Below are 26,741 nucleotides of genomic sequence, written 5' to 3'. Positions count from 1 at the left end.
GAATGATGGCGATCAGCGGGAGCGCAGCACCTTCCACCAACCTTCACCGATCTCCCACACCGCCACCCCGATTGCAACGACGATGACGATGGTGTTCGCTACGCGCATCGAGTCGCCGGTGTCGCCGAACGCCGCCTCGAAGTAGTCGGGCTGGAACAGTCGGTCGACCGACGCCAGCCAGACCAGCGGGATGGTGAACAGCAGGTTGAGCACGGTGTTGACGACAGCGAGCGTGACGGTCCAGTGCCCCACTGCATACTTGACAACCTCGAACACGGCGCTGAGCACGAGCACCGCGATGAGCGCGGGTAGCCAGAACGACCATAGATCGGGGTCGAGGATCGGGATGGAGGATCCGTCGGCATCGCTGTAGGCCGAGAAGTTGCGCTGCAGGAACACCAACGCGAGCCCGACGACGAGAAACGCGATCGTCCAGACGGTGTCGCCGAGAGACACGCGGCGGTTCGTGTCCGTCTCCGGAAGCCTCTCGACCGTCCATTCGCCGGTGAGGTCTCCGCGTCGAGATCCGTTGCGCTCCAGGACGGCAAAGACCAAGGTCGTCCAGAACGCGATCTGCAGCGCAACCACCGCGGCTGTCCAGATACCCGATGCAACCGCCTCCCCCGACGATGCGCCGTCGAGTAGGTCGACGACCAGCACGACGACACCGGGAATCGGCGCGATCCACAGCAGAACCGAAAGCAGCCGTCTCCAGTCGAGGTAGAGACCGGGCCCGATCAGATACAGCGGGCGCTCGAGGTATTCGGCCGCCAACCGGTCGGGATCGCCGAGCTCGGTGAGCACCTCGGTCTCGGCGTCCACCGGGTCGGCGCCGGATTCCACCCGCGCATCGACAGCGTCTGCGATCGACCCGCGCAGTTCACGATCGATGTCGTCGCGTTTGTCGCCGGGGATTCTGCGCAACGTCGTAGCGACGTAACGATCGGTGAGGGTCATCGCACATCTCCTTCGGTGTGGGAATCGATCGTCGTCAGGCTGCGCCCGAGCGCGGTCCACTCGTCGAGCAGAACCGCCGCAAGCTGCTCCCCCGCCTCGGAGGTCCGGTAGAACTTGCGCGGACGCGCCTCATCGGTGTTCCACTCGCTGACGAGAAGTCCCTGCTTCTCGAGTCGCCGCAACAGCGGATAGAGCGTGTTGGCATCGACAGCGACGCCCGCAGCAGCCAGCGCTTCGAGCAGGCCGTAGCCGTACCCGGGGGTGCGCAGCATCAGAAGACTCGCGACGACGACGGAACCTCGTCGCACTTCTTGACTGTGGCCGGTGGAGATCTCAGGGTCGATCACACGTCACACGATAGTGTGTGTCGCACACTATCGCAACAGAAACAAGCCGCCGGCCCGGACAGGTATTCCTCAGAACTGGTATCCGCGGCGGACGTCGTCGACGATCCGCGGCCGATCCAACGTCGACGGCTCCATCTCGCGAGGTTGCCGATCGAGCGGGAACGCCGATGCCGCCGTGAGGGTCGCGGAGTCGAGGAACCTCCGCGGCGCAGCATTCGCCGACAGCGACGGAACAGGAGGTGGACCGGCCTGCGCGACGACGAATCCCCAGTCACCGAAACTCGGCACGTGCACGTGATAGGGAGTGGTGCCCAGGCCCGCCGACCTCACCGTCGACACCGTCCGCCAGTACGCGTCCGGAGTCGAGAACGGACTCCCCGACTGCACCGTCATCAAGCCGTCGGGACTCAACGCCGACGCCACCAATCCATAGAACTCCATCGAGTACAGACGACCCAGCGCGGGAGTGTCCGGGTCGGGCATATCGACGACGATGGCGTCGAAGCCGGGACCGGTGTACTCGCGCAACCACCGGAACGCATCGTCGACGACCACCTCCACCCGGTCATCCTGCAGCGCCCCACCGTTGAGCGCGACGAGCCGGGTCGTCGCGAGGTCGAGGACCATCGGATCGAGTTCCACCTGCACCACCTCGCGCACGTGCGGATGACGCAGGATCTCTCGTGCGGCGAGCCCGTCGCCGCCGCCGAGAACGAGGACACGTGCGGGGTCACGAGCGAGGGCCGGATACACCAGAGCCTCCGTGTAACGATGCTCGTCGCGGCTCGAGAACTGCAGGTCACCGTCGAGATACAGGCGTACATCGTCGCCGCGCTCGGTCAGCACGATCTCCTGATACTGCGACCGCTGCGCATACACCACCGGATCCGGGTAGAGCCGCTGCCGCGACGTGGTCTCGATATCGGACGAGCGCAGCAGCAGGATCCCCAGCACAGTGGCGGCGAGCAGCAGCACCACCAGCGACAACGCCCGGGTCACCGGCCGCAGATGCCCCCGCAGAAGGAACAACGCCGCGACGGCCGCCGCAGCCAGATTCACCATCCCGGTCAGCGCCGCACCGCGGATCATCCCGGCCGCGGGCAGCAACAACAGTGGCCACGCGAGGCCACCGATCAGCGCGCCCGCGTAGTCTGCCGCGTTGAGATTCGCAAGGACTTTCCCGGTGTCGCGGGCATCTGCGGTACGGCCGGTCTGCATCAAGGTCATGAGCAGGGGCACTTCGGCACCCACCAGCATTCCGATCGCCGCAGTTGCGACGACGAGCACCCAGGTCGACGACCCGACGAACGTGAACGCCACGTACAGCACCGTTGCGCTCAATCCGCCGATCAGGCCGAGCGCGACTTCCACGCCGATGAATGCCGGTGCTGCGTGCGGCAACAACGGTTTGGCGGCGAGCGCACCCAATCCCAGCGCAGCGACGAATCCCGCCACGATCAGGGAGGTCTCGGTGATGCCGCCGCCGGTCAAACTCACCGAAAGGGTAAGCAGTGCAAGCTCGTACACCAGCCCGCACGCGGCACATGCGGCAACCGCCGCGAGCAGCACCACGCGGGTCCGGCGCCCGAGGGCCGGGCCGCTCGAATCCACGGCGACAGTGGTCACCTCGGCTGCAGGATCACGCGTAGTCACAGGTTCACGACAGGGCGACCGCGTTGACGAGCCCCACCGACAGCAGCGTGACCGCCACAGCCCACGCGGCACCGCTCATGTGCGGCTCGGCGACGAGTGCCGTGATCCTCCCCGGCAGCACACGGTTCATGATGAGCAACGCCGCCGCCTGCAACAGCACACCGACCAGGCCGTAGACGAGCGAATCGGTGATCCCTTGCGCAAACCCGTCGGCACTGGTGGCGATCGCGGTCACCACGATGATGGCCAGTGCCAGATGGTTTGCGCCGAGCAGCAATGCGGCGTTGGGATTGCGGTCCACATACACCTGATGACGCAGATTTCCAGGGGTCAGGCCGTCGAGCACGGTGAATCCGAGCGCCAGAACACCCACGCCGATGATGAAGTAGATCAGCGTCCCGACCACCCCCTGCACAAGCAGGGACGGGTCGACCGTGCCGAGTTCGAGGTCGGCGGCCAGTAAGGTGACTCTCATATCGTCAAGGTTCCGATCTGCTGAGTTCGTTCGTCATTTCGCGCTCCCCGATCCACCGGAAGTGTTTCCTGCCGCCGGTGAACCGGGCGTGAAACCCGGCCCGAGGAAAACGAATCCGCCGCTGCTGTAGCGGCCGTCGAGATCCTCGACCCTGATGGTGCTGCCTCCCCCGGCCGCAGGGCCGACGGTGACGATGTCGTCGTTGTACCGGAGATACTCGTTGCCACCGTCCGCCTTCCGCGCCGCGGGATCAAGGTTCGCGACGATATCGGACACCGTGGTCCCCACCGGATCCGGCGAATTGTAGGTGTCGATATCCCCGGAACTGCCACGGTGCTCGTAGGTGTCGGCGATGTAATCGCGCACCTGACTGCCGCACCCCGCGGTCGCGAGCACAGCGACAACGAGCGTGAATCCGGCTGCCACCCTCCTCACGGCCGCCACCGGCTTTCGGTTTCGACAATCACACCCGAGTCGGCGTGGGGGTAGAGATGCCAGGTGCGCCAATACCATTCACCCGACTCGGCCGTGCCTGTGAGTACGGTGAGCGCGTCGCCGTCCCCCGGGAATCCCGCACACAACCAGCCTGGCCCCGACGACGCTGCGTCGCGGAGTTCCTCGGCTCGCCGGGCCAATTCGTCGCGCCGCACCGTGATTGCCCGGCTCCGGAAGCTGTAGCCGCCGCGGTCCTCACGATCGGGCAGCAGGCGGCCCCCCGCATCTAGGGCATCGCATGAAACCTGCTCGGTGAGCATGTGTTCGCCCGATACAGCAGTAACCACGTGCGATGCCCCCAGCACGCCGAGGGTGAGTATACCCGCGGCAGAATCGGTCAGCTGCTCGGACACCAACGGCGTGGGCGCGGGCGCATCGAGGACGAGTCCCAGCGCCGCGGCGGACACGTCACGCGGAGCGATATCCAGCATGTGGTGGCTCATCGGGCGGGGCCCGCGTGGATGACGGTCAGCTCACTGCGCGTGACCGTACGTCCCGTGGACACCTCCCACGACCCGCCGCGAGACCACCGCTCGAACGCGATCAGGCCGGTGCTGTCTGCGGTTGCATAATCGGCGTAGTCCATGGTGCCGCTCGGCGCCGTGCCGGTCGTTCCTTCCGCAGTGAATCGGGCGGTGCCCGCTTCGAGCTGACGGTGGACGCGGTCGTCGAGGACGACATCTCCTCCGGGCTCGAGGCCGGTGCCCTCACGTCGCATCCACAAGGTCATCTCGAGTTCGCCCTCGTCGTTCTCGACGGTGAGCCAGCGGCGACCGGTCGAACCGTCGAGCAGGTGCTCGTGCCAGCGATAGCCCTCCTCGTCGAGGGACAGTGTGCCGCGCACCACGTGGTCGATACCCGCATACGTGATGATGTCGCCGACACCGATCGCGTAGGGATCCCAGACTTCCGGGTAGTCGGCGAGCGGATCCACCCGCGCTGCAGGTGCAGACGGCTTACGGGTGCGGATCACCACGACGACAACGGCCACGACGACAGCGACGATCAGCAGGACAAGCAGGACTTCGGTCATCGAGTACCCCAGGTCGACAGCAGTTCCGTGGCTCGACCCTACCGGCCGACGTGAGCCCCGACCCAGCCGTCCCGTCGTCGTGCGCTCGAGCACTTCGTCCCACTCATCGGACACAAATTCGCACACGCGTGTGCACAATCAATGGGTGAGTTCAACAGGCACCGTGACCGATCCCCACCGCAATACGCTGCGGAGCCCCCGATTCTGGCTCGCACCGCTCGTCGTCGTCACCGCAGTGATGTCCGCGCTCGGCTACTTCTACCTCGCGAGCATGGTCAATCCGTCGGAGAACCTGCGCGAATTCCCCATGGCGATCGTCAACCAGGACGTCGGGGACGTGATGCCCGGCGACGAAGAACCGCGGAACCTCGGGACCGAGATCACCGCGGCGATCCTGGACGGCCTGAATCCGGAAGAGATCGCCATGCAGGAGATGGGTATCTCCGCCGCCAACTCCGGCCTCGACAACGGGTCGTTGTACGGCGCGATCGTGATCCCCAGCGACTTCACCAAACGCACATCGATTCTCGCGCAGGGCAGTGTCGTACCCGGCGACATCGAAAGGCCCGTCATCACGGTCTACTCGAATCCCCGGACCGGGACGTTCTCGACCGGCATCGTCGGCATCATCGGCGACACCGCCATGACCCAGGTCAACGAAACGGTCGGGGAGCAACTCACCACGCAGGTCACGAACACCCTCGCCGAAACCGCACCCGACCTGCAGTTGTCGGGAGGAAGCCTCCTCACGCTCCAAGATCCGATCAACGTCCTGAACGTCGAACACAAACCGCTGCCCGACGGCACCGGCGCCGGCCTGTCCGCGTTCTACTTCACGTTGCTGCTGATCCTCGCGGGGTTCACCGGCGCCACGATCGTCAACACCCTCGTCGACACCGCTCTCGGGTTCATCCCCACCGAATACGGGCCGCTCTACATCAACAGAGAGACCACCCGGATGTCCCGCTTGACCGTGTTGTTCATCAAGTGGGGGATCATCGTCGTCCTGTCGCTGATCGTGTCCGCGCTGTATCTGTGGATCGGCACGGCACTCGGCATGCCGGTGCCGCGCGCCCTGCTGATGTGGGAGTACGGGGCGCTCGCGATCAGCGCGGTCGGCATCACCTCGGTGTCGGTGATGTCCGTGTTCGGATCCGCAGGCCTGCTCGTGAACCTGTTCATCTTCATCGTGCTCGGGTTGCCCTCGTCCGGCGGCACGGTCCCGATCGAAGCGATGCCCAAGCTGTTCGAGTGGCTGTCGACGTTCGAGCCGATGCATCAGATCTACATCGCGACCCGCGCGATCCTCTACTTCGACGGCCACGGCGCTGCAGGACTGACGCACGGAGTCGCGATGACGTTCGTCGGGCTCGGTGTCGGCGTGGCACTCGGGGCGATCGTGACGTGGCTGTACGACCGTCGCGGATTCCACCGCTCCACCGAACTGCTGGCGGGCGATACCACGTCTTCGACCGATAGAGCAGACTAGGTCGGTGCGTGCCGTCGTCGTTCCCCATCCCTCCGAGAGCGGGGGTGTACGCGGCGGCACCATCGCACTGGTCGACGACGCGGGCACTCCGGTGAGCGGCACGCGAGACTGTCGCGATCTGGCCGCGACCGTCGCGGAAATCGAATCGACCCGCAGCCCGCGCTGGGTGTGGACTTCCACTGCCACCGTGTACCCCGGTCTGCTGCGCGCCGGTGTGCGGGTGCAGCGATGTCACGACCTCGCGACCACCGCTGCGATCCTGAATACGCGTGACGGCATCCCACCGGAACCCATGGAGGAACCGGCCGATGAACGGCCGGGGCTGTTCGACGCGGCACCCGCCACCGACATCGCCGCCGTGATCGAGCGATTCGTCGAGCAGCGACGCCGCACAGTCGTCGATCGACGCCTCGATCTGCTGGTGGCAGCAGAATCCGCGGGCACGCTCACTGCCGCAGAAATGGGCGTCAGCGGGCTGCCTTTCTCCGCCGACGCGCACCGTGCACTGCTCGAACGCACCCTCGGTCGACGTCCACTCGGCTATGAACTTCCCTCGCGGATCGCCGAGGTGGTCGCGGAGATCCAGCTCGTGTTCGGTCGGGCTGTGAATCCGGCGTCGCACGTCGAGGTGCTCGACGCGTTCCGCCGCGAGGGCATCGAAATCGCGTCGACCCGCAAGTACGTGCTGCGTGAACTCGACCATCCCGCAGTGCCGTTGCTGCTGCGGCACCGCGACCTGTCGAAGCTGTACAGCACCAACGGGTGGAGTTGGCTCGACACCTGGGTACACGACAACCGCTTCCGCCCCGTCTACGTGCCGGGAGCTGTGGTCTCCGGACGGTGGGCAAGCCGCGGCGGCGGCGCCCTGCAGATCCCCAAAGCATTGCGGTCGAGCGTGATCGCCGACCCCGGGCATACCTTTGTCATCGCCGACGCCGGGCAGCTCGAACCCCGCATCCTCGCTGCCATGTCGGCAGATCCCCGCATGGTCGCAGCAGCAGGAAGCGATGACCTCTACGCCCCGGTGGCGGCCACCGCGTTCGGCGGCGACCGCGCGAAAGCGAAGGTCGCGGTGCTCGGTGTCCTGTACGGCGCAACCTCCGGAGATTCCCGTGCGCTGCTGACAGTGCTGCGCAAGAGCTTTCCCGATGCGGTGGAGTTCGTCGAACGCGCGGCCCGCGCCGGGGAACGCGGAGAGGTGGTGCAGTCATGGCTCGGGCGTGCCTGTCCCCCAGCAGAACCCGGATTTCTCTCGCACGGGGATGTGCGCGCACGCGGACGATTCACCCGAAATTTCGTCGTCCAGGCCACGGCGGCGGAGTGGGCGCTGTGTGTGCTGGCCGAGGTTCGTCGGCGGCTCGCGGCGGCTCCGGACGGTCGCGACGGAGAACTGGTGTTCTTCCAGCACGATGAGGTGGTGGTACACACCCGGAACCCCGATGCCGCGGTCGCGCACATCGAAGCTTCGGTCGAGGCGGCGACTCGGTTGATGTTCGGCGACACCGAGGTTCGGTTTCCCATGTCGACGTCGGTCCGTGCCTGTTACGCCGACGAGTCGGACGACGAGGCCGCCGCCGGGGACGAGGATGTACGGGACGTCGTATAGGCCGCGTGCGTCCACAGGTGAGACACGGCGTAAGCGCGCCACGGCCGCCAGGTTTCGGCGCGCGCGGTTGCCTCACCGGCGGAGATACCTCCCAACGCTCGACGCAGCACGAGGTCGCCGGAGGGAAACGCGTCGCGGTCGCCGAGGGCCCTCAACGACAGGTAGTCGACCGTCCACGGTCCGATTCCCGGCAACGCGAGTAGATCGGCACGAAATTCCGGACCCGAAACCGGGTCGAGTCCATCGGCTGCAGCGTTCGCCAGCGCATGCACCGTGCGTGAGCGCGCCCCCGTGATACGCACCGTCGACTTCAATTCGTCCGGATCGATACCCGCGAGACGCTGCGCCGTCGGAAAACACCGCAGCCCGTCGAAAGCGTTTTCGCCGTATGCTGCAACGAGTCTCGTCGTGAACGTCGCGCCGGCCGCAAGGCTCACTTGTTGCCCGAGCACTGTCTGCACAGCGGTGGAGAACCAGTCGGTGGCGCCGAGCACGCGCAGGCCCGGCCGTCCCGATACGAGGGGTGCAAGCAGCGGGTCTACAACCAGCGCCGCGTCGATCGCGGTCGATGCGGCGTCGAGGTCCAGCCAGGTGCGGATGCACTGTTCGATTTCCGGCACATCGCGGTCGTCGGCGGCGTCGATCCGTGCAGTGACGTGCGCGGACTCCGGATCGCTCGCGAACGTCACCGACACCACCGCAGGGCCACCACGAGCCCGGACGGCCCGGCTGTGCGTGCGGGCCTGTGCGTCGTGGCGCTCGTAACCCGTGACCGTGTGGCTTCGCAGCGCATCGAGCATCGCGGACGCCGCGAACGGCGGCGTCAGCGGCAGTTGCAGGATCGTCATGCCGCGGTCTCGAGGCTCAGCAGAGTTCGTTTCGCCTCGACACCCCCGACATATTGTCCGATCCCGCCGTCGCTGCGCACTACCCGATGGCAGGGAACGATCACGGGCAGAGGATTCTTCGCGCAGGCAGTACCCACTGCACGCACAGCCCTCGGGCTGCCTGCCGCCGCCGCCACTTCGGCGTAGCTGGCGGTGTGCCCGTATGCGATGTCGGGGAGGTGCGTGATCACGTCGCGCCGGAACCCGGTGGCGAGCCGGAGATCGAGCGGCAGATCGAACGATGCGCGTCTGCCGTCGAAGTACTCGTCGAGCTGCGTCGCCACGACGTCGAGTCGTCCCGGCGCTTCGAGGATGCGAGGGCTGATCCGCGCCGCGAGGTCTTCCAGCACGTCGTCCTGTCCGTCGGCGACAAACGCGACCCGAACGAGTCCGGCCTCGGTCGCAGCGAGCAGCAGCGGACCGACCGCCGAATCGACGATCCGGTAGGCAACGTCGAGGAGACCGGCGACTTCGGCATCGATCGTGAGTTGTCGATGCAGCCACGCAAGATCGGACTTCGCGACCGGTGGCGTCGGAAAGGTCATGACACGCTCCCTGTCTCAGTGCTGTAGTGACGACGCAATGCTGCGCGGCCGTCGGATGCGGCACGACGTGCAGCTTCTGCGGTGTTGCCCAGCAGTTCACCGATTTCCGCGTACCGCAGTCCGCCGATGTAGTGGTAGACCAGCGCGGCGCGCTGGGTGAACGGCAGGGCCGCAACCTCGCCCCACAGTTCGTCGTCGCCGGTGCCGGGAAGGTCGGTGGTCGATGCCCGCTCGGGTAGCACCTCGGTAGGTATCGGTGTCCGCCCGTGGACGCGGTGGACATCGATGGCCTTGCGGTGCGCGATGGTCACGAGCCACGCCTCGAGGTTGGCGCCCGGCTTCAGATCCGGGTACGCACGCAGTGCCGCGAGGAACGTCTCCGACCATGCGTCGTCGGCGTCGGCGGCGCTGAGCATAGCGCGACACACTCGCAGCACCGTCGCACCGTGCTCGGCCACGACCCGTTCGAACGGTGGCAGATGTGCCTCAGGCCGGCGTGGGGGCATGGGCTACCCGCTTCTCCTGCTCGAGGAGGAACAGTTTGCGTTCCACTCCCCCGGCGTACCCGGTGAGCTTGCCGCTCCTGCCGATGACACGATGGCACGGAACGACGATGCTCAGCGGATTCCGTGCGTTGGCCGCGGCGACAGCACGGACGGCGGTGGGGCGGCCGATCGCGGCTGCCACTTCCCCGTAGGTCGAGGTGGTGCCGAATTCGATGGCTCGAAGCGCTGCCCACACTGTGCGCTGGAACTCGGTGCCGACCGGCGCGAGCGGGATCGTGAAAGCCATGCGTGTGCCGTCGAAGTACTCGCGAAGCTGGCCGGCGGCCTCGTCGAAACCCTCGGAGGTCTGTGGCCCGAAGCTGTCGCGATCCGGTGCCGGATGATGATCGGGCATGTAGAGGCCCGACAGCACGCCGTCGGTGTTCACGAGGGTCAGCTCGCCGATCGGCGAGTCGATCACGGTGTGGGTACGTGATGCAGTCACGGCTTCGATCCTTCCATCCGGTGCGGGGTCTACATGGGGTAGACGCACAGGGTGGTGAAAACGTGAGGTGGCTCGTTCCTGCACTATGAGCGGATGATCTCGCTGCCCGCATTGCCCCTCGTCGGACCGGTCGCCGGGATGGCTCGTGCTCTCGTCGACCGCACCGCCGACACCGTCCTGTTCGCCGTATCGGTCCCCGGGCGGGTCGAAGCCCTGCTCGACACCGCCGAAACACTCGTGGCACGAGTGGACGGCGTCGTCACCGACGCTGCCGCGGCCGTCTCCCGCGCTGCCGCGGTGATCGAGTCGACGACGCAGGTCGTCGAGGAAGCCGCGGCTACCGCTGCCCACGCCAAGCAGGTCATCGAGTCGGCGGGTGCCAGCACCGACGTCGCGGGGGAACTGCTCGATACCTACGCGCCGCTCGCGAAGCAGGCGGCACCGCTGGCGTCGCAGTTCCTCGACGAGTTGTCGCCCGACGAAGTGCGCGCGGCGATTCTGATGCTCGATCAGTTCCCGGAACTCTCCCAGCGAATGGTCGGCCTGATGCCGGTCCTCGCGACCCTCGAGACCGTCGGGCCGGAACTTCACGAACTGCTCGACGTCGCCAAGGACGTGCGTCAGGCCATCACCGGAATGCCCGGCTTCAATTTCCTGTTCCGCCGCGGCGAAGACAAGGCCCAGGACGACTGACGCCCTCATCGACCGAACGTCACCTTCATGCCGTTGAACTGCATGAAGGTGACGTTCGGTCACAACCGCAGGGGCCGTCAGGCCTCGTACATGCTCGCTCCCGCGCGGCTGAGCACCAGCCTCGGCAGCACCGCCCGCGACGACAACTTGAGCAGCGCGTCGACCAGTTCGACGACGTCGTTCACCTCGAGCATCGTCTCTGCGGGGATCTTCTCCTTGATCCAATCCGACATGTCGGTGTCGACGTACGCCGGTGCGATCGCCGACGCGGCGACACCGTTGCCGGACTCTTCGAGATTGAGGGTCTCCACCAGGGAGATCAGCGCCGCCTTCGTCGCTCCGTACGCCGCGAGACCGGCCTCGGCATACACGCCGGTGATGGAGGACAAGGCCACCACTTTCGCGCCTCGGGCAGGGTCTGCTGCCGCGGCGGCCCGCAGCAGCGGCAGCGATGCCTGGAGTAGCGCGAACGGTGCGGCGAGGTTCACCGCGAGTGTCTTGTCGAAGCGCCGTGCCGGAAATTCTGCGATCGCGCCCGCGGTGCCGACACCGGCGTTGAGGATCAGTGCCCGCATCGTGCCGAACGATTCCTCGTGCGCACCGACCACTCGTGCCGCCACTTCGGGATCGGCGAGATCGGCGGCGACCGCGCGCACTTCGGGCGCACCCGCCTCGCGCAGTCGGCCTGCGGCCTTCTCGAGCCGCTCCTCGTCGCGCGCCGAGATCGTGAGGGCGTAGCCCTGCTCTGCGAGCCTCACCGCGACGCCGAACCCGATACCGCGTGACGCCCCGGTCACCAGTGCACTCGCCGTCACGAGGCTGCTCCCTTCATTGCGTCGAGACCGGCTGCGACGAGGGCGGGAACTGCTTCGCCTGCCTTGTCGAACCCGTCTCCTACGGTCGCGCCGACACGCCACCGGTGGTTGATGCCTTCGGCGATCACGGCGAGCTTGAAGTACGCGAGCCCCATGTAGAAGTCCCAGTGCGCGATGTCACGACCCGACGCCACCGCGTATCGCTGGACCAGATCGTCATCGGCGGGCAGGCGCGGACTCGTCCACGCGGCAGGGAATCCGAGCACATCGTCGAGTGCCGGATGCCGATACACGCACATCAGCGCGAGGTCGGTGAGCGGGTCGCCGAGCGTCGACAGTTCCCAGTCCACCACTGCCGCAATCTTTCCGACGTCGTTCCGGTCGAGGATGGTGTTGTCGATGCGGTAGTCGCCGTGCACGATCGACGGCGCGGGCGACTCGGGTATCGAATCGGCGAGTGACGCATGCAGACGTTCGATGTCCGGAAGTTCACGGGTCTTGACCCTGCCCCACTGGCTCGCCCACAGCTTCACCTGCCGTGTGACGTACCCGTCGGGGCGGCCGAGTTCACCCAGCCCGACGGCACTGAAGTCGACATTGTGCAAAGCTGCGATGACGCGGACGAGTTCGTCGGTACAACGGGCGATCTCGTCGTCGGTCATGGTGTCGAGGTCGTCCTTGCTGCGGATGACACGTCCGTCGACATGCTCGACGACGGTGAACGGTGCGCCCATCACTGCATCGTCCTCGCACAACGCGATCGTCCGCGCTACCGGCACTCCGCTGTCCTGCAGCGCGGACGTGATGCGGAATTCACGGGCCACGTCGTGTGCGGACGGGGTCAGGCCGGCGGTGGGAGGACGGCGGAGTACCCACTTCGATGTGTCGTCGAAGATGCCGTAGGTGAGGTTGGATTTGCCGCCTGCGATGAGTTCCGCACGCAGTTCACCGTCGACAGCGACACCGGATTCCGACAGGAATCGTTGGAGCGCGGGAAGATCGAGTCCTTCGTGGTGCACCGTGGTCATGACGTGGCCGCCTTTGCAGCAGCAGCCTTGCGAGCGGCGCCGACGGTGCGCTTGGCGATTGCCCAGCGGTGCACCTCGGAGGGTCCGTCGTACACCCGGAAGGGTCGGACTTCACGCGAGAGACGGGCGAGCGGAAGATCTTCCGATACGCCGAGACCGCCGCACATCTGCACCGAGCGATCGACGATCCGGAAGATCGCCTCGGCCGCGAAGGTCTTGGCGATGGAGGTGGCGTTGGCGGCGTGCGAGCCCTGGTCGAGCTCCCAGCATGCCTGCGTGAGCAAAGCACGGGTGGCGGCGATGTCGATCTCGTTGTCGGCAACCATCTTCTGGATCATGCCGAGGTCACCGAGCTTCGAGCCGAAGCCTTCGCGCTCGGAGACGTATCCGACAGCGACGTCGTGACCGCGGCGGGCAGCGCCGAGCCAGCGCATCACGTGGGTCATGCGCGCCGGGCCCAGCCGGACCTGTGCGTAGGCGAAGCCCTGGTCGACTTCACCGAGCACGGCGGAGTCGGGGACGAACAGATCCTCGAACGTCACCTCGCAGTGGCCGCCGAGCATGGACTTGTCGAGGGTGCCGATGTGCCTGCCGACCGTCAGACCCGAGGTGTCCGCCGGGGCCAGGAACATGGTGGCGCCGCCGCGTTGGCCGGGCTCACCGGACGTGCGCGCCATGATGATGAAGAAGCCGGCACCATCAGCACCGGTGATGAAGTGCTTGCGGCCGTTGATCTTCCATCCACCCGAGACCTTCTCGGCGCGGGTGTTGAGCGCGTTGGGGTCGGCGCCTGCGCCGGGGGCGGGTTCGGTCATCGCGAACGCGGATCGGACATCGCCCGCCGCGAGCGGGGCGAGGAACTGCTGCTTTTGTTCGTCGCTCGCGATGTGCGCAAGCATGTGCACGTTGCCCTCGTCGGGCGCGGCGATGTTCAGCGCGGTGGGTCCGAACAGCGAGTAGCCCGCGGCTTCGAAGACGGGTGCGCGGTCGGACATGCCGAGACCGTGCCCGCCGTACTCGATGGGGGCGTGGGGTGCAAAGACCCCCGCATCCTTGGCGGCCTTCTGCAGGTCCGAACGGACGGCGTCGCCGCCCGCAGCGGTGATGTCACCACCGTTGGCGTCCTCGATGGGCAACACGTGGTCGCGGATGAATGTTTCGGTCTTCGTGACCAGGCCGGTTACCTGATCCGAATACGACAGATCGACTGCCATGATCACTCCCTCTCCACACCGACCGATCGATCGCTCGGTTCTGGATACCGTGACATACACGCGCCGGTCCGGTCAAGACGAGCCGAAGCTCAGCGAGCCCCTACAGCACTGCGGGCAATGGCGAGATTCCGCTGGACGAGCTCATCGGGGGTGAGCGCGCCATCCGGGCGATACCAATCGGCCACCCCGATGCACATCGTCGCCACCGCGCGTCCCGCATCCTTGGGGAACGGCGTGGTGAACTCGCCCGACTCGACCCCCGCCTCGATGATCTCGTCGATCATGCGCTGCTGTTCGTCGCGCAGCGCGACGTATGCCTCGCGACTCTCGGCCTCCATGCTGCGCATCTCCGTGGAAGCGACGAATGCCTGGTCGCGTCGGAACATGTGGAACCGCAGCAGCGACTCGACCACCGCGTCGAAGCGCTCGGACGGCGTCGGTCCGGCCTCCGCGAGGGCACGACGGCTGCGGTCCAGCAACTCGTTCATCACGGCCTTCGTCAGCGATACCAGGAGCGCCTGCTTCGACGGGTAATGGTGATAGAGACCGGGGACGGAGAGTTCCGCGCGCGCGGCGATCTCCCGGATGGAGGTGCCGTCGTAGCCTCGCTCGGCGAACGCGTCGAGTGCAGCAGCCAGAGGTTTCGGTAGCGACACCGGGCCGTAATCTCGCCACGACCCGGTGTCGCCGGAGACCTGATCCTCACGCGTGTCCATGGACATCACGGTAAAGGACGGCCATCTCATACAGACTCAGTAGTCGTCCTCGCCGTAGACGATGACCCCGCGCAGGTTCTTGCCTGCGAGCATGTCGGCATAGCCCTCGTTGATGTCTTCGAGCTTGTAGGTCTTGGTGACAAGACCATCGAGTTCGAGTTGATTGTTGCGGTACAACTCGAGCAGCTTCGGGATCTGCGAACGCGGCCCGACACCGCCGAAGATCGCGCCCTGCACCCGCTTCTGCAGCAGCGTGAGCTCGAACAGACTCATGGTGACCTCGGTATCCCGCGCGTCACCCATACCGACAACCACGACTTGGCCGCCCTTCGCGGTCACCGCGAGCGCAGGCGCGATCATGTCGCCGTGAATCTCACCGACGGTGATGATGGTGACGTCTGCCATTGCGCCCCAAGTAATCTCACCTATCACCGGCGCGGCCTCCTCGAGCGACGCGAAGGTGTGCGTCGCACCGAATTCCTTGGCCTTGTCCCGCTTGAATTCGACGGGATCGATCGCGATCACGAAGCGCGCACCGGCGTGGGCCGCGCCCTGCACAGAGTTGATACCGACGCCACCGACGCCGATCACGACCACCGCATCACCGACCTTGGTTCCGCCGATTGCCGTCGCCGATCCCCAGCCGGTCGCGACACCGCAACCGAGAAGTGCCGCTTTCTCGAGCGGGATGTCCTTCTCGATCTTGATGACCGAGGCCTCGTTGACCGTGACATACGGGGCGAAAGTCCCGAGCAGGCACATCTGGATGACCGGCTCACCGTCCAGCGTCACACGGTTGGTCTTGTCGGAAATCGCCTTTCCGGTGAGGAGTCCGGCGCCCTCGTCGCAGATGTTCTGCAGGCCCTTCGCGCACGAGCGACACCGTCCGCATGCCGGGATGAACGCGAGTACGACGTGGTCGCCCTCCGCCACCGAGGTCACGCCCGGACCGACCTTGGTGACGACGCCTGCACCCTCGTGACCACCGAGCGCAGGGAACGACGGGAGTGGTGACGCTCCGGTACGCAGATGTTCATCGGAGTGGCACAACCCGGACGCTGCGAGCTTGACCTGCACCTCACCCGCCACCGGGTCGCCGAGATCGATCTCCTCGATCTCCCACTGCTGGTTCACGCCCTTGACCACTGCCGCCTTGACCTTCACCGAAGCCTCCTATGCGATGGGAACCACGCGATCTACCGCAGAGTGAAACAGGTTTTCCGGCATTTCGGGAGAGAACTTCGGACGCGCCTCTTCCCGCACCGAAAAGTAATAGCTACCCTACGTAACAGAAACAAGTGTCGAAGGGATCTACTCACCATGATCGAGGTCCGCCACAGCGCCGTCGCGAATGTTCCTGTCGACGTCGCGTTCGACTACGTCGACGACCATCGCACCGTCCCCGAGTGGATGTTCGGCGTCGTCCGATTCGAACCGGTCGGAGCACAGATCCAGGGCCTCGGCGCGAGGTTCGACGCCACCATGCGAGTCGGCCCGAAGAACCTCGATTCCCGCGTCGAGATCGTCGAATGGGAACACAGCAAGGTGATCGTGTTGTCGTCGGTCTCGGGTTTCCGGACGTCATCATCGTGGAAGTTCACCGAACTCGACGGCAGGCAAGCCCGCCTGGACGTCATCTTCGGCTACGAACTTCCCGGAGGCCTCGCCGGCCGCGCCCTCGGCAAACTCATCGAGCCGATCGTGGGCACGGCCGTACGACAGACCGAGCAGGCGCTGCGCACCCGCCTCACGCAACTCGCCTGACAGGTTCACACCCCCGCGGTGAACCGTCCGCTCTGCTCCCCTGACAACAGACCCGGCGGAAGAGTCCGGCCCGCCAGGACCAGCAGGAGATGCTGAGCCGATCCGGTGACCGTAGAGCCCGTGCCGAACGACCAGTCATGATCGTCGGCCTCCAATCGGACACCGGTCAGATCGGCGCCGAAGAACTCGATGGCCTTGGGATTCAACGATCCGATCATCATCTCGATGCGCTCGCTCGGCACCGTTCGGTCGATGCCGAGCGCGACGGTCATGTCGAGGCCATGAATCACTTCGTGGAACAGTGTCGCCTCCGGCCCATCTCCCGGCGGATGCCACGGATGCTCGATGTTCCTCCGCAGACTGTCGAGTAGCTCTGCGTCCGACAATGCACGAGTGTCGGCACGGGCACACGCGTCGGACGCGCGGTTGATGTCACCTCGCGCCTTCACCATTGCGAGAACAAGCTTCGGAATGCTGTACCTGAACGCTGTGGTGGTGTGCGCGAGCACTTCTCGAATCCGCCACCCTTCACACAGCGACGCGGTGGCCCACTGCTGCTCGTCGAGTCGGTCGAGTACCTCGAGGAGGTCTCGCCGCTCCCCGGCAACATACGGATGTGCAGACTTCGGCATCGGCCGGTCCCTTCACTCGGAGTTTCTGCCAGTGCAGACCAGCCCGAGGTGAGGAACTCATCGCGCGATCAGAAATTGCCTCGCGCAGCCTGCTCCCGCTCGATCGCCTCGAACAGCGCCTTGAAGTTCCCCTTGCCGAATCCCAGCGACCCGTGGCGTTCGATGAGTTCGAAGAACACTGTCGGGCGGTCGCCGATCGGCTTCGTGAAGATCTGGAGCAGATATCCGTCCTCGTCCCGATCGACGAGGATCCCGCGCTTCTCGAGTTCCTCGATCGGGACCCGCACCTCACCGATCCGGGCGCGCAGCTCGGGGTCCTGGTAGTACGCGTCGGGGGTCGCGAGGAATTCGACACCTTCGGCCCGCAACCAATCCACTGTGGCGAGGATGTCGTTTGTGGCGAGCGCGAGATGCTGCGCACCCGGACCCTGATAGAAGTCGAGATACTCGTCGATCTGCGAACGCTTCTTGGCGATCGCCGGCTCGTTGAGCGGGAACTTGACGCGGTGGTTGCCGTTGCACACGACCTTGCTCATGAGAGCCGAATAATCGGTGGCGATGTCGTCCCCGACGAACTCGGCCATGTTCGTGAATCCCATGACCCGGTTGTAGAAACCGACCCACTCGTCCATCCGACCCAACTCGACATTGCCGACCACGTGATCGAGTGCCTGGAACAGCCGCTTCGGGGCGCCGTCACGCTTGCGGAAAGTGGAGGTGCGCTCGACGTACCCGGGCAGGTACGGCCCGTTGTAGCGCGACCGGTCGACGAGGGTGTGGCGGGTATCGCCGTACGTCGCGATCGCCGCGGTACGCACGGTGCCGTGCTCGTCGGCGATGTCTCGGGGCTCTTCGATGATCGTCGCGCCCTGCAGGCGGGCATGTTCGATGCACTTGTCGACATCAGGCACCTGCAGTGCGATGTCGACGACACCGTCGCCGTGGCGTCGATGATGCTCGATCAGCGCACTGTCCGGGTCGACCGCACCCTTGACCACGAATCGCACAGCACCGCTGCGCAATACGTATGCGTGATGGTCACGGTTTCCGGTGTTCGGACCGGAATAGGCGACGAGTTCCATTCCGTAGACGGACTGGAAGTAGTGCGCGGTCTGGGTGGCATTACCGACCACCCACACCACCGCATCCCAGCCACTCACGGGGAACGGGTCACTGTCACTGTCGTATTCGACGAGCCCGACGAGTCGATGCAGTTCGTCGGCGTCGAGGTGGGCGAGCTTCTCGCTGTCGGTGAGGGTGTATTCGAGCGTCATGTCGTGAACCTCCTGCCGCCGTCTGCGGCACCGGTCGATGTGTCGTGTATCACCAGGAGAAACCCATCGAACGGGGTCGCGCAACGTCCCCTTTCCCAACTGGTCGCGTTGGCTCGAATCCACAGGAGAGTGGCCATCCAGCTATACAATCGGCATAGAATTTGCGGCTCGATGGGAAGGACCCGCCATGCGCGAGCCCGTACAACTGGACGAGTTGGATTTTGCGCTACTCGACGCGCTGCACGCCGATCCGAAGATCGGTGCACTCGAATTGTCACGCCGCCTGACGGTCGCGCGCGCGACGGTCTCCGCGCGCCTCAAACGACTGGAGGGCACCGGCGTCATCGCCGGCTACGAACCCCGAATCAACCTGGCTGCAGCAGGCTTCGAAGTTCAGGCCTTCGTGACGATGGAGATCGTTCAGGGCGCACTCGAAGCGGTCACCGAAGTACTGGAGGCGATTCCCGGAGTGCTCGAGGCATTCGCCACGACAGGCGCGGGCGACATCCTGTGTCGCATCGGCGCCGATTCACACATCGGGCTACAGCAGACTCTCATCGAATTGAACAGGTCGTCGATCGTCGCCCGGTCGACCAGCGTGATGGTGCTGTCCGAAGTGGTGCATTACCGCGCGATGCCGCTGCTGCGAACGCTCGAGCCCGAACGATCGGCGAAGGCACCGGCGTACCGCCGTTGACCTGATCCACCAGCACGAATCGATACAACTGTGCGGATTGCACAGAAAATTCGACCGAGACGGCTCCGAACCTTCGCTCCGTGCACAGTTGCAGTTGCCTGAACCGCACCCGCGCCGAGATGACGTAGGGCGCAGATCGGGGAACTTCGGGGACAGTATGGTTAGGTATGGGAAATTCCCCATAGCTGCCTATACTCCTCCATATGGATCTGGAACTGAACCCCTTCAAGCCCGGATCAGGGTTGCGTCCTCCCGCGCTGGAAGGCCGGGACGAGCAGATCGACGCATTCGACCTGCTCGTCGCTCGAAGCAAGCGACGCAACTACGACCGGGGCATGGTCCTGTCCGGCCTACGTGGAGTCGGTAAGACGACCTTGCTGAACACTCTCGCCGAACACGCCGACCGGCAGGGATGGCTGACCATCGGTATCGAAGCACGACCCAACGCTGCCGGCACCGCCGCCGTGCGTGCAAAATTGGGCCAGGAACTGACTGTCGGCCTGCGCCGGTACAGCCGCAAGCACAAGATCCAGAAGCTCATCGACCCCTTGATCGAGCTGGCCCGCGGATTCTCCCTCGAGTTCGGTCTCGGACCGGCCACCGTCAACGTCGGCACCTCTCAACCCGCCGCTTCGAGTGGTGACATCGACCTCGACATCGAGGAACTCGTCGAAGCGATCACCACCGCACTCAAACCGCGGGGCAGCGCCTTCGGCCTGTTCATCGACGAAATGCAGGACCTCGACACCGACCTTCTCTCGGCGCTCCTGACCGTCCAACACCGGGCTGGCCAACGCGAATGGCCGTTCTTCCTCATCGGCGCCGGTCTTCCCAACCTGCCTGCCATCCTGGCCGACAACCGCTCCTACGCCGAACGCCAGTTCCTCTACAGCACAGTCGGCCCGCTCGACAAAGACGCCGCCTCCGACGCGCTGAGGATCCCGGTCCGCCACCACGGAGGTGACTTCACCGACGACGCGCTCGAAGTGCTCGTCACCGCCAGTGGCGGCTACCCGTACTTCCTGCAGGAGTACGGCAAGGCCATCTGGAACCTCGCACCGGAGGCACCTTTCCAAACAGAAGACGCAGAACTTGCCGTCGAGGTCGGGCGAAGCCACCTCGATGAAGGTTTCTTCCCCTCCCGGTGGAATCGGGCGACGGAGAGGGAGCGCCGCTACCTGACGGCCCTCGCCGCCACCGGCGAAGATGCACCTCGGTCGGGCAAAGTGGCCGAACTGATGGGAGCGACTGTCAGCGGTGTCAGCGACGTCCGCGAGACCGCGATCAAGAAGGGCCTAGTTTGGGCGCCCGAGCACGGACGGATCGCGTTCACCGTGCCCGGCATGGCGGATTTCATCCGGCGCCAACCCGCCGCCTGATACGCGAGAAGGGCCTCACCCCAAGGAAATCTCCGGGGTGACGCCATTCTCCTATTCGAACCGTCTCCGCCCATCGTCGGTGCTCCGACACCTGCTCGGAGTCAGCGGTCGGCGGCGGCGTCAGCGACCGTCTCGAAGCCCGGTACCGCGAGCACCGCCAGCAGCGCGACGGCGAGCGTGACGGCGAGCCGGCCCTGCACCGAGGTTCGGCATACCCCGCATTCGGGCGCACCTCGAGGAACGGGGTGCCCCGCAACGCGGTGCTCGCGTCGGTCGCGTTCGGATTCGTCACCGTCGGACTGAACTACGCCTACCCGGAGAAGGTTCTCCCACTGCTGCTCAATGCGGTCGGTTCCACCATTCTGGTGCTGTGGACGTTCGTTGCGGTGTCGCACATGGTGTTGCGACGTCGCGCCCGACGAAACGGAACCGAAGATACTCTGCCACTGAAGATGTGGGGATTTCCGTACCTGTCGTACGCGACACTCGGCCTGCTCGCCGGCATCGTGGTGCTGGCGCTGTTCGACAGCGCCGCCCGCACTCAGCTGCTCGCGACCGGCGCCCTCACGGCTGCCATTGCCGGTGCTTGCACGGTTCTCCACCGTCGCCGTACGAAGCGATGAGTCTCCGGTAGCCGACGGGCCCACTCTGAAGACACATTCGACAAGCAGAAGGGCTTCGGTGCACCTGGGCTCGCCCGGCATGACTGCGGGCGAGCCCAGGGCAACGGGCAAGTGGAGCGGAGCGTTTCGGCTCGGGTCAGATACCGAAGGGCGCTGCGTAGCGAACAGTGCCGCTGGGCAGCGGTTCGGAGCTGAGGCTCAGTGCCATCAACGCCTCGTCCGGGACATCGATACTGAGCCGGATGCCGTACTCGGAAGCGCGGGTGAAGCCGAAACGCGGGTAGTAGTTCGGATGCCCGAGAACGATCACGAAGTTCTCACCCGCCTGCTCCGCGGCCTCGAGAACAGCACGGATCGCAGCGGAACCCGCCCCGGTGTTCTGATGTTCGGGCAGGACCGCGCACGGCCCCAGGCACAGGGCCGGAGTGTCGTCGACGTGACAGCGAGTCAGCAGCGCGTACCCGACAGGCTTGCCGTCGGGTCCCGCACTGAAGATGGACAGGCCGTCTATCCATGCCGGATCGGCGCGTAGGGCGTCGACAAGGTCGGCCTCCTCTGCGGTATCGAATGCTGCGAGGTTGATCTCGCGGATTGCAGGGATCTCGGCGTCGGTCTCGGCGCGGGAAATCCAGTCGGTATGAGTGCTCAAAGCGTTCATCTCCGTTCGAGATAGTAAATGGCACAGCGATAGCGTCACGGTCGGGGTTATCGCTGGCGGTCGCGGAATCGATAGGTCGCGCGTAGGTCGCGCGTGATCTGCTTCTGGGTTTTGTTTCTCTTGCTCGACGCACGAGCGTCGTTGCCGCGAGAGGCGGCCCACTCGCTTTCGCGTAACAGCTTGCGGTATCGATCGAGTCGGCCTACATCCAACCTGCCGTCGACTATGGCTTCCTGAACCGCGCAGCCTGGTTCACTGCGATGTTGGCAGTCACGGAAAGCGCAGTCGTGTGCGTAGGCCTCGATCTCGGAGAACGCCCGCTCGACCCCGTCTGCGGCATCCTGCAGCCCGATACCTCGCAGACCCGGGGTATCGATGAGCACTCCGCCGCCCGGCAACGGCAGCAACTCGCGGTGCACGGTGGTGTGCCGGCCCTTGCCGTCGCCGGCCCGCACTTCGCTGGTGTCCATCTGCTGACTTCCGAGCAGCGCGTTGGCGAGTGTGGATTTCCCTGCTCCTGATGGGCCGAGGAGGACAGTGGTCCCGGTCAGCATCTCCGACAGGACGTCCAGGCCCGCACCTGTGGTGGAACTGGTGGAGACGATGTCCACGCCGGGAGCCAAGGCAGTGATGACGTCCTGCGCTGTTCCCTGATCGTCGGCGACATCGGCTTTCGTGAGTACGATGACGGGCTTTGCTCCGCTGTCCCAGGCCAGCGCGAGGAGGCGTTCGATCCGGCCCGCGTTGAGCGGTGCCGCGAGCGATACCGCGATGACGACGGAATCGACATTCGCCGCCAGAACCTGCTGGTGGGACGTGCGATCCGATGATGCCCTGGTGATTGCGCTGCGCCGGGGCAGCAGTGCCACCAGTTCCGGTTCCGGACCTGGGCGCAGCGCTGCCCAGTCGCCCGTGCACACGGACAGGACGGGGTCGAGGGAGGCGACCGCCACGCTGGCAGCGCGGACAGGACCCGATTCGGTGAATGTGTCACAGCGGCCACGGTCGACCCGCACGACGCGAGCCGGAACCAGACCAGCGGCCGCATATTCTGCGAATAGCGCTTCGAACGAGTCGTCCCAGCCGAGTGCGGACAGCGGAGACGGGGAAGGTCGAGATGAATACATGGTGAGACCCTTGGGTGAGGGGCCCCGCTCGAGCACCGAAACCATCGAGGCTACGAACCGATACGGTTCGCGCCGCTGTCGACGATGGGAATCGATCAGACCGGAGCCCAGGAAGTAAGGATGATCCGGGCGCTGCACAGCGCAGCGGTCTTCACCGCAATCATCAACTCACCTCCCGATCTCTACGTCGAACTCGGACGCACGACCTTAACACTCGACGATTGCGTCCCACCAGTCATTTATCGGCTCCCTCGGCCGTCATCCGCGGTAGGGACCGCCGGAGGACGTCAGAATCCGGTAGCCGAGTTCGTGTAGACGACGGTGCTCCGGCCAATGATCGCGGGCCCATACAGGTTCGGTGTGCGCGGCCGTGATGGCTGCGACCGTGGAGGCGTGTAGGTCGAACTCGAGGTCGCGGCGCAGCTCGGAAAGGTCCTCGCCGTCTGTCGCGGCGGTCATTTCCGAGACGCGGTCACGGATCCGCGCATCCGCGAATGTGAGGTGCCTGCGATGCGCGCGGGGCAGCACACACCACATGACAGCCACGGCCACAGTCACCCCGACCACCGTTTCGAGGAATCGGTCCTGAGCAACCGTCGCCAGATCGCCCGGCGCTCCGAGTACACCGAGGATCACCGCGAGCGGGGTGATGAACACCATCGCCAGTCCGTAGTTGCGCACCAGGAAGTTCTCCGTCCCGGCCATCGCCAAGGCCAGAACGGCCACGAGCGCAGCACCGTGCAGATCGAACCACACCAGTCCGGCGAGTAATGAGAGACCGAGCACCGTGCCCACGAACCGGTGAACTGCCCGGTACGTACCGAGGATCCGGTCCGGTCCCTGGTGCAGGATCATCGCAGCCGTGATGACCGCCCAATCCGACCTGCCGACGCCCAGCGCAACGGCGATTGCCCCTGCCGCCGGACAAGCGACAAGCAGCCGCAGCACGATGGTCGTCGACCGTGCTCGAAGGTGCGCGGCACGAGCGAGCCGGTAACGCACCGAGGGTCTGCGCAGCGGAATCTGCGGCCTGAGGTGGTCCGCAGGGGTTGCTTCATCGTGGTGCCCCGTGTGGAGAACTGCGGTACAGCGCAGGTGGGCGGCATACAACGTTTGCGTCAGCGGATGGTCCGGGAAGCTCTCCGGATCGGTGTTTCCCGCCGACCCGGCGAGCCCCGCATCGTGCAGGCATTGCCATGCGGCGTGCAGATCATGCACGGCGGTGCGGCGACGCATCGCCGAGTTCTCCGCCATCACGGCGTCGACTGCGGCAACCGCCGCAGCGACCGCGATACGTTCCGGGGTGCGCGGCCGGACCATCACGCCGGACATCCCGACTACGAGCGCCGTGCCCGCGCCGATCGCAGTCCACGTCACGACCGACGCGACGGACATACCCGAGGCAGGCAGAAAGGAGGCGATTTCCAGGGTGAACAGCAACAGGAACGCTCCGGGCGCGCCGAGACGCAGCGCATCGACGACGAATGCGCACACCGCCACGACGACCGTCATCGCGAGTGCCACGGCCATCGTGCACCACGCGGATCCACCCGCGCTCACGACCCGATGGACTTCCGATCCGATGGCGGCGCCGACCCCTGCCAACGCAACGAGAGCGAGCCCGACGATCATGATGACTCGCCACCGTTTCCGGTAGGGCCGGCCTTCGCCGTAGACGACGGCAAAGGCGCCGAGGGTGGCGACTGCCGCAACCGAACCGAACCCCAGCGCGACACCGATGAACCCGGGTAATGCAACGGTCAGGGCGGCACGTGCGGCACCGGGCCATCGGCGCCCGTGGGGCGGCACTGCCAGCATCGCCGTCCGCAGCGAGCCCGGGGCGGGGATGGGGAGATCTGTGGCCAGCGTCTGCTGACCATCTGCTCCGTTCTCCACAATTATTCAGACTAGGAAGTGGGCGAGGCCATCCCCGAATCCGTGAATGCCGATGAGGCGCATCTCACGGCGTCTGCTCCGGAGTTCATGGTCAGGCGGAGGCTGTCGCCGAGCGCCCCTGCAGGGTGGACTCGACCAGGTTGCTCTTTGCGAGCGTCGCCTGCACGAGTCGCGAGTGCTGCTCGAAACCACCGACTGGGGCATCGACGCCGTCGCGTCCGTGTGCGGCTTCGGGAGCACCGTGACGTTCCGGCAGAATTTCGCGTCGGCCTTCGGAACCACACCCAGCTCCTACCGACGTCAGTTCTCCGGCTGAAACGCCGCCGATCCGGTTGAATCAGATTTCGTGGCGGTCGGATCCGGGAACGCGAAGCGGCACGTACTGCGCACTGCCTACGGCAGCACTTACGCCGAGGCCTTTCTCGTCATCGCCATCATCACGATTCTCGTCACCCGCCTCTACCTGGAACTGACCGGCTACCCGCAGGTGGGCGGCGAGACACTGCACATCGCGCACGCGCTCTACGGCGGGGCCGCAATGATGACGGCACTCCTGATCGGCTGGCTCTTCCTCGGTTTCGGGCCACGGCTGCTCGCAATTGTCGTCGGCGGCATCGGCTTCGGCCTGTTTCTCGACGAGATCGGCAAGTTCGTCACGAAAGACAACGACTATTTCTACGGTCCGTCCGCAGAAATCATGTACGTACTCATCGTCGTCGTGCTCGTGGCGAACCGACTGGTTCGGATCACCCGCGCTCCGACTGCGCAGGAGTACCTCGCCAACGCTGCTGCCATCGCCGCCGACGGACTCGCCGGTGGCATCCCACCGCACCGACGCGAGGCCGCCGCACTCATGCTCGACCAAGCACAAACGCTCGGTGCCGACACACACACGATCGAGGGCGTGCGCGCGGTACTCGACGCAGCAGAACACCGCGATGATCGTCTCGAAGCAGGCCAGCGGTTGGCGGCCCGCATGATCCCGACGCTGTTCCGCAGCCCACGCTGGGTTCCGGTCGTCGGATGGCTCATGGTGCTGGCCGCCGCAGCGGGCGTGGCACTCGGCATCGTGCAGATCGTGACGCGTGGAGTACACCTCGGTACCGCAGACACCCGGATCGACATCGACAGCATGAGCATCACCAGCGGCATCCTGTTCGCAAGTGCGACGATCACGCTGACAATGGCACTACCAGCCATGATCGCGGTGCATCGCAACGACTCGCTGCGCGGGCTTCGCGCCCTGCGCACCGCGGCGCTGATCTTCACTGCTCTCAACGCGCTGGCCGAGTTCGCCACCTCAGGATTCGGTGCCCTGCCCAACCTCGCGGTCGGCCTGTTCAGCATGGCCGTGCTCTCACACCACATCACCGTCCGGACCGAACAACTCACCGATACGACGGGTACTCCGTCACTGCCTCCAGGCTCGCCATCGCCGCAGCGAAGATGACGACGTAGAGCACGATGAGCAAAACAATGACTATTGCCCAGACGAGCAGCGCGATCTTGCCGAGTTTCTTCGCCTGCGCCGACGCACGGGCGGCACCCTCGTAATCACCCATCATCCACAGTGGGAACACCTTGGAGGAGTTGTCGAACGCCGAGAATGCGAGCGGCCAGAAGAAGAGGAGTGCGGCAACCGCCCAACCGGTGTTCTGCGCGGGCAGCGCCGGTCGCGAGGGAGCTGCGACCTGGCCGTACTGGAAACCTGCCTGAGCGAACTGCTGGGACATCGCGCCTCCGTGTGT

The 26,741-nt window shown here is 65.6% G+C and carries 30 protein-coding genes and 1 pseudogene; 9 read left to right on the top strand and 22 right to left on the bottom strand.

Going from position 1 to position 26,741, the window contains the following annotated elements; translation table 11 throughout:
• Positions 1-12: 12 nt before the first annotated feature.
• From MWU77_RS14135 to MWU77_RS14105, 7 genes are all read right to left on the bottom strand, one after another.
• On the bottom strand, positions 13-957 hold the full coding sequence (locus tag MWU77_RS14135; RefSeq protein ID WP_247274018.1) for a permease prefix domain 1-containing protein: 945 nt from the start codon (positions 955-957) through the stop codon (positions 13-15).
• On the bottom strand, positions 954-1,304 hold the full coding sequence (locus MWU77_RS14130; protein WP_308198799.1) for a helix-turn-helix transcriptional regulator: 351 nt from the start codon (positions 1,302-1,304) through the stop codon (positions 954-956). Before MWU77_RS14130 ends, MWU77_RS14135 begins: the two co-directional genes overlap by 4 nt.
• A gap of 69 nt (positions 1,305-1,373) precedes the next feature.
• Complete coding sequence (locus tag MWU77_RS14125) at positions 1,374-2,930, bottom strand: polyamine aminopropyltransferase (protein WP_247274130.1); 1,557 nt, start codon at positions 2,928-2,930, stop codon at positions 1,374-1,376.
• Positions 2,931-2,961: 31 nt separating this feature from the next.
• Entirely contained in the window at positions 2,962-3,432 is a 471-nt protein-coding gene (locus tag MWU77_RS14120) for a DUF350 domain-containing protein (RefSeq protein ID WP_169690904.1), read from the bottom strand.
• A gap of 33 nt (positions 3,433-3,465) precedes the next feature.
• Positions 3,466-3,876: a DUF4247 domain-containing protein gene (locus MWU77_RS14115; RefSeq protein WP_169690903.1), complete on the bottom strand. Its 411-nt coding sequence runs from the start codon at positions 3,874-3,876 to the stop codon at positions 3,466-3,468.
• The gene (locus MWU77_RS14110; protein WP_247274017.1) at positions 3,864-4,370 is read right to left on the bottom strand and encodes a DUF2617 family protein; all 507 of its coding nucleotides are present in this window, start codon (positions 4,368-4,370) and stop codon (positions 3,864-3,866) included. The genes MWU77_RS14115 and MWU77_RS14110 overlap by 13 nt, the downstream gene beginning before the upstream one ends.
• On the bottom strand, positions 4,367-4,960 hold the full coding sequence (locus MWU77_RS14105) for a DUF4178 domain-containing protein (RefSeq protein ID WP_247274016.1): 594 nt from the start codon (positions 4,958-4,960) through the stop codon (positions 4,367-4,369). The genes MWU77_RS14110 and MWU77_RS14105 overlap by 4 nt, the downstream gene beginning before the upstream one ends.
• Positions 4,961-5,105: 145 nt before the next feature.
• On the opposite strand from MWU77_RS14105, the gene MWU77_RS14100 reads away from it, so the two are divergent.
• The gene (locus MWU77_RS14100) at positions 5,106-6,449 is read left to right on the top strand and encodes a YhgE/Pip domain-containing protein (RefSeq protein WP_247274015.1); all 1,344 of its coding nucleotides are present in this window, start codon (positions 5,106-5,108) and stop codon (positions 6,447-6,449) included.
• Positions 6,450-6,453: 4 nt separating this feature from the next.
• Positions 6,454-8,055 (top strand): bifunctional 3'-5' exonuclease/DNA polymerase, encoded by a 1,602-nt coding sequence (locus MWU77_RS14095; RefSeq protein ID WP_374229864.1) that lies wholly within the window; start codon positions 6,454-6,456, stop codon positions 8,053-8,055.
• On the opposite strand, the gene MWU77_RS14090 is transcribed toward MWU77_RS14095, so the two are convergent.
• From MWU77_RS14090 to MWU77_RS14075, 4 genes are read right to left on the bottom strand one after another with little or no spacing between them, the layout of a single operon-like run.
• A complete protein-coding gene (locus MWU77_RS14090) occupies positions 7,992-8,903 on the bottom strand; it encodes a DNA-3-methyladenine glycosylase (protein ID WP_247274014.1) in 912 nt (303 codons plus the stop codon). The two genes, MWU77_RS14095 and MWU77_RS14090, sit on opposite strands and share 64 nt — an antisense overlap.
• Positions 8,900-9,487, bottom strand: a complete 588-nt coding sequence (locus MWU77_RS14085) for a methylated-DNA--[protein]-cysteine S-methyltransferase (protein ID WP_247274013.1) — start codon at positions 9,485-9,487, stop codon at positions 8,900-8,902. Before MWU77_RS14085 ends, MWU77_RS14090 begins: the two co-directional genes overlap by 4 nt.
• A complete protein-coding gene (locus MWU77_RS14080; RefSeq protein WP_169690898.1) occupies positions 9,484-9,993 on the bottom strand; it encodes an RNA polymerase sigma factor in 510 nt (169 codons plus the stop codon). Before MWU77_RS14080 ends, MWU77_RS14085 begins: the two co-directional genes overlap by 4 nt.
• Positions 9,974-10,477 (bottom strand): methylated-DNA--[protein]-cysteine S-methyltransferase, encoded by a 504-nt coding sequence (locus MWU77_RS14075; RefSeq protein WP_247274012.1) that lies wholly within the window; start codon positions 10,475-10,477, stop codon positions 9,974-9,976. The genes MWU77_RS14080 and MWU77_RS14075 overlap by 20 nt, the downstream gene beginning before the upstream one ends.
• A gap of 93 nt (positions 10,478-10,570) precedes the next feature.
• Between MWU77_RS14075 and MWU77_RS14070 the strand changes: the two genes are divergently transcribed.
• Positions 10,571-11,170, top strand: coding sequence for a ribulose 1,5-bisphosphate carboxylase large subunit (locus MWU77_RS14070; RefSeq protein WP_247274011.1), 600 nt, complete (start codon positions 10,571-10,573; stop codon positions 11,168-11,170).
• 77 nt (positions 11,171-11,247) lie between these two features.
• Here the strand turns inward: MWU77_RS14070 and MWU77_RS14065 are convergent, their stop codons facing one another.
• The 5 genes from MWU77_RS14065 to MWU77_RS14045 all read right to left on the bottom strand — a co-directional run bounded on the left by MWU77_RS14065 (position 11,248) and on the right by MWU77_RS14045 (position 16,107).
• The gene (locus MWU77_RS14065) at positions 11,248-11,985 is read right to left on the bottom strand and encodes an SDR family oxidoreductase (RefSeq protein ID WP_169690896.1); all 738 of its coding nucleotides are present in this window, start codon (positions 11,983-11,985) and stop codon (positions 11,248-11,250) included.
• The gene (locus tag MWU77_RS14060) at positions 11,982-13,013 is read right to left on the bottom strand and encodes a phosphotransferase family protein (RefSeq protein ID WP_169690895.1); all 1,032 of its coding nucleotides are present in this window, start codon (positions 13,011-13,013) and stop codon (positions 11,982-11,984) included. The genes MWU77_RS14065 and MWU77_RS14060 overlap by 4 nt, the downstream gene beginning before the upstream one ends.
• Positions 13,010-14,227 carry an acyl-CoA dehydrogenase family protein gene (locus tag MWU77_RS14055; RefSeq protein ID WP_247274010.1) on the bottom strand — a complete coding sequence of 406 codons (1,218 nt, stop codon included), beginning with the start codon at positions 14,225-14,227 and terminating at the stop codon, positions 13,010-13,012. The genes MWU77_RS14060 and MWU77_RS14055 overlap by 4 nt, the downstream gene beginning before the upstream one ends.
• An 89-nt stretch (positions 14,228-14,316) precedes the next feature.
• Positions 14,317-14,943, bottom strand: coding sequence for a TetR/AcrR family transcriptional regulator (locus tag MWU77_RS14050; protein WP_247274009.1), 627 nt, complete (start codon positions 14,941-14,943; stop codon positions 14,317-14,319).
• Positions 14,944-14,979: 36 nt separating this feature from the next.
• The gene (locus tag MWU77_RS14045) at positions 14,980-16,107 is read right to left on the bottom strand and encodes an NDMA-dependent alcohol dehydrogenase (protein ID WP_247274008.1); all 1,128 of its coding nucleotides are present in this window, start codon (positions 16,105-16,107) and stop codon (positions 14,980-14,982) included.
• Between the two features lie 156 nt (positions 16,108-16,263).
• Here MWU77_RS14045 and MWU77_RS14040 point away from each other — a divergent pair, with 156 nt between their 5' ends.
• Positions 16,264-16,707 carry an SRPBCC family protein gene (locus MWU77_RS14040; RefSeq protein WP_169690891.1) on the top strand — a complete coding sequence of 148 codons (444 nt, stop codon included), beginning with the start codon at positions 16,264-16,266 and terminating at the stop codon, positions 16,705-16,707.
• A gap of 5 nt (positions 16,708-16,712) precedes the next feature.
• Here the strand turns inward: MWU77_RS14040 and MWU77_RS14035 are convergent, their stop codons facing one another.
• Both MWU77_RS14035 and hppD read right to left on the bottom strand, forming a co-directional pair.
• On the bottom strand, positions 16,713-17,339 hold the full coding sequence (locus tag MWU77_RS14035; RefSeq protein ID WP_169690890.1) for a maleylpyruvate isomerase family mycothiol-dependent enzyme: 627 nt from the start codon (positions 17,337-17,339) through the stop codon (positions 16,713-16,715).
• Positions 17,340-17,407: 68 nt separating this feature from the next.
• Positions 17,408-18,613, bottom strand: a complete 1,206-nt coding sequence (hppD, locus tag MWU77_RS14030) for a 4-hydroxyphenylpyruvate dioxygenase (RefSeq protein ID WP_169690889.1) — start codon at positions 18,611-18,613, stop codon at positions 17,408-17,410.
• Positions 18,614-18,800: 187 nt separating this feature from the next.
• Between hppD and MWU77_RS14025 the strand changes: the two genes are divergently transcribed.
• The 3 genes and pseudogenes from MWU77_RS14025 to MWU77_RS14015 form a co-directional block, all read left to right on the top strand.
• Complete coding sequence (locus MWU77_RS14025) at positions 18,801-19,310, top strand: Lrp/AsnC family transcriptional regulator (protein WP_169690888.1); 510 nt, start codon at positions 18,801-18,803, stop codon at positions 19,308-19,310.
• A gap of 203 nt (positions 19,311-19,513) precedes the next feature.
• Positions 19,514-20,689 carry an ATP-binding protein gene (locus MWU77_RS14020; protein WP_247274007.1) on the top strand — a complete coding sequence of 392 codons (1,176 nt, stop codon included), beginning with the start codon at positions 19,514-19,516 and terminating at the stop codon, positions 20,687-20,689.
• A 200-nt stretch (positions 20,690-20,889) separates the two neighbouring features.
• Positions 20,890-21,312 (top strand): annotated as a pseudogene (locus tag MWU77_RS14015) (amino acid transporter); the annotation flags it as partial.
• Between the two features lie 136 nt (positions 21,313-21,448).
• Here MWU77_RS14015 and MWU77_RS14010 read toward each other — a convergent pair.
• From MWU77_RS14010 to MWU77_RS14000, 3 genes are all read right to left on the bottom strand, one after another.
• Positions 21,449-21,970, bottom strand: a complete 522-nt coding sequence (locus MWU77_RS14010; RefSeq protein WP_247274006.1) for a GNAT family N-acetyltransferase — start codon at positions 21,968-21,970, stop codon at positions 21,449-21,451.
• A gap of 47 nt (positions 21,971-22,017) precedes the next feature.
• The gene (gene rsgA, locus MWU77_RS14005; RefSeq protein ID WP_169690885.1) at positions 22,018-23,097 is read right to left on the bottom strand and encodes a ribosome small subunit-dependent GTPase A; all 1,080 of its coding nucleotides are present in this window, start codon (positions 23,095-23,097) and stop codon (positions 22,018-22,020) included.
• Between the two features lie 258 nt (positions 23,098-23,355).
• Complete coding sequence (locus MWU77_RS14000) at positions 23,356-24,915, bottom strand: FUSC family protein (RefSeq protein WP_247274128.1); 1,560 nt, start codon at positions 24,913-24,915, stop codon at positions 23,356-23,358.
• 124 nt (positions 24,916-25,039) lie between these two features.
• On the opposite strand from MWU77_RS14000, the gene MWU77_RS25135 reads away from it, so the two are divergent.
• Both MWU77_RS25135 and MWU77_RS13990 read left to right on the top strand, forming a co-directional pair.
• Positions 25,040-25,309, top strand: a complete 270-nt coding sequence (locus tag MWU77_RS25135; protein WP_169690884.1) for a helix-turn-helix domain-containing protein — start codon at positions 25,040-25,042, stop codon at positions 25,307-25,309.
• 30 nt (positions 25,310-25,339) lie between these two features.
• Complete coding sequence (locus MWU77_RS13990) at positions 25,340-26,443, top strand: hypothetical protein (protein WP_247274005.1); 1,104 nt, start codon at positions 25,340-25,342, stop codon at positions 26,441-26,443.
• On the opposite strand, the gene MWU77_RS13985 is transcribed toward MWU77_RS13990, so the two are convergent.
• Positions 26,382-26,726, bottom strand: a complete 345-nt coding sequence (locus MWU77_RS13985) for a CD225/dispanin family protein (RefSeq protein ID WP_169690882.1) — start codon at positions 26,724-26,726, stop codon at positions 26,382-26,384. The two genes, MWU77_RS13990 and MWU77_RS13985, sit on opposite strands and share 62 nt — an antisense overlap.
• Positions 26,727-26,741: the final 15 nt, after the last annotated feature.

The organism is Rhodococcus sp. F64268, from assembly GCF_023015605.1.
Lineage (GTDB): Bacteria > Actinomycetota > Actinomycetes > Mycobacteriales > Mycobacteriaceae > Rhodococcus.
This window is presented reverse-complemented; position numbering and strand designations above follow the sequence as displayed.

Bases quoted from the DNA above. Each gene is read 5' to 3' on its own strand.
- MWU77_RS14120 (WP_169690904.1), bottom strand. From the start codon at position 3,432: ATGAGAGTCACCTTACTGGCCGCCGACCTCGAACTCGGCACGGTCGAC.
- MWU77_RS25135 (WP_169690884.1), top strand. From the start codon at position 25,040: ATGCCGATGAGGCGCATCTCACGGCGTCTGCTCCGGAGTTCATGGTCA.
- MWU77_RS14035 (WP_169690890.1), bottom strand. From the start codon at position 17,339: ATGCCGAAGTCTGCACATCCGTATGTTGCCGGGGAGCGGCGAGACCTC.
- MWU77_RS14025 (WP_169690888.1), top strand. From the start codon at position 18,801: ATGCGCGAGCCCGTACAACTGGACGAGTTGGATTTTGCGCTACTCGAC.
- MWU77_RS14135 (WP_247274018.1), bottom strand. From the start codon at position 957: ATGACCCTCACCGATCGTTACGTCGCTACGACGTTGCGCAGAATCCCC.
- MWU77_RS14085 (WP_247274013.1), bottom strand. From the start codon at position 9,487: ATGACCTTTCCGACGCCACCGGTCGCGAAGTCCGATCTTGCGTGGCTG.
- MWU77_RS14060 (WP_169690895.1), bottom strand. From the start codon at position 13,013: ATGACCACGGTGCACCACGAAGGACTCGATCTTCCCGCGCTCCAACGA.
- MWU77_RS14040 (WP_169690891.1), top strand. From the start codon at position 16,264: ATGATCGAGGTCCGCCACAGCGCCGTCGCGAATGTTCCTGTCGACGTC.
- MWU77_RS14020 (WP_247274007.1), top strand. From the start codon at position 19,514: ATGGATCTGGAACTGAACCCCTTCAAGCCCGGATCAGGGTTGCGTCCT.
- MWU77_RS14090 (WP_247274014.1), bottom strand. From the start codon at position 8,903: ATGACGATCCTGCAACTGCCGCTGACGCCGCCGTTCGCGGCGTCCGCG.
- hppD (WP_169690889.1), bottom strand. From the start codon at position 18,613: ATGACGCTCGAATACACCCTCACCGACAGCGAGAAGCTCGCCCACCTC.
- MWU77_RS14000 (WP_247274128.1), bottom strand. From the start codon at position 24,915: ATGCTGGCAGTGCCGCCCCACGGGCGCCGATGGCCCGGTGCCGCACGT.
- MWU77_RS14055 (WP_247274010.1), bottom strand. From the start codon at position 14,227: ATGGCAGTCGATCTGTCGTATTCGGATCAGGTAACCGGCCTGGTCACG.
- MWU77_RS14010 (WP_247274006.1), bottom strand. From the start codon at position 21,970: ATGAACGCTTTGAGCACTCATACCGACTGGATTTCCCGCGCCGAGACC.
- MWU77_RS14105 (WP_247274016.1), bottom strand. From the start codon at position 4,960: ATGACCGAAGTCCTGCTTGTCCTGCTGATCGTCGCTGTCGTCGTGGCC.
- MWU77_RS14110 (WP_247274017.1), bottom strand. From the start codon at position 4,370: ATGAGCCACCACATGCTGGATATCGCTCCGCGTGACGTGTCCGCCGCG.
- MWU77_RS14070 (WP_247274011.1), top strand. From the start codon at position 10,571: ATGATCTCGCTGCCCGCATTGCCCCTCGTCGGACCGGTCGCCGGGATG.
- MWU77_RS14050 (WP_247274009.1), bottom strand. From the start codon at position 14,943: ATGGACACGCGTGAGGATCAGGTCTCCGGCGACACCGGGTCGTGGCGA.
- MWU77_RS14080 (WP_169690898.1), bottom strand. From the start codon at position 9,993: ATGCCCCCACGCCGGCCTGAGGCACATCTGCCACCGTTCGAACGGGTC.
- MWU77_RS13985 (WP_169690882.1), bottom strand. From the start codon at position 26,726: ATGTCCCAGCAGTTCGCTCAGGCAGGTTTCCAGTACGGCCAGGTCGCA.
- rsgA (WP_169690885.1), bottom strand. From the start codon at position 23,097: ATGTATTCATCTCGACCTTCCCCGTCTCCGCTGTCCGCACTCGGCTGG.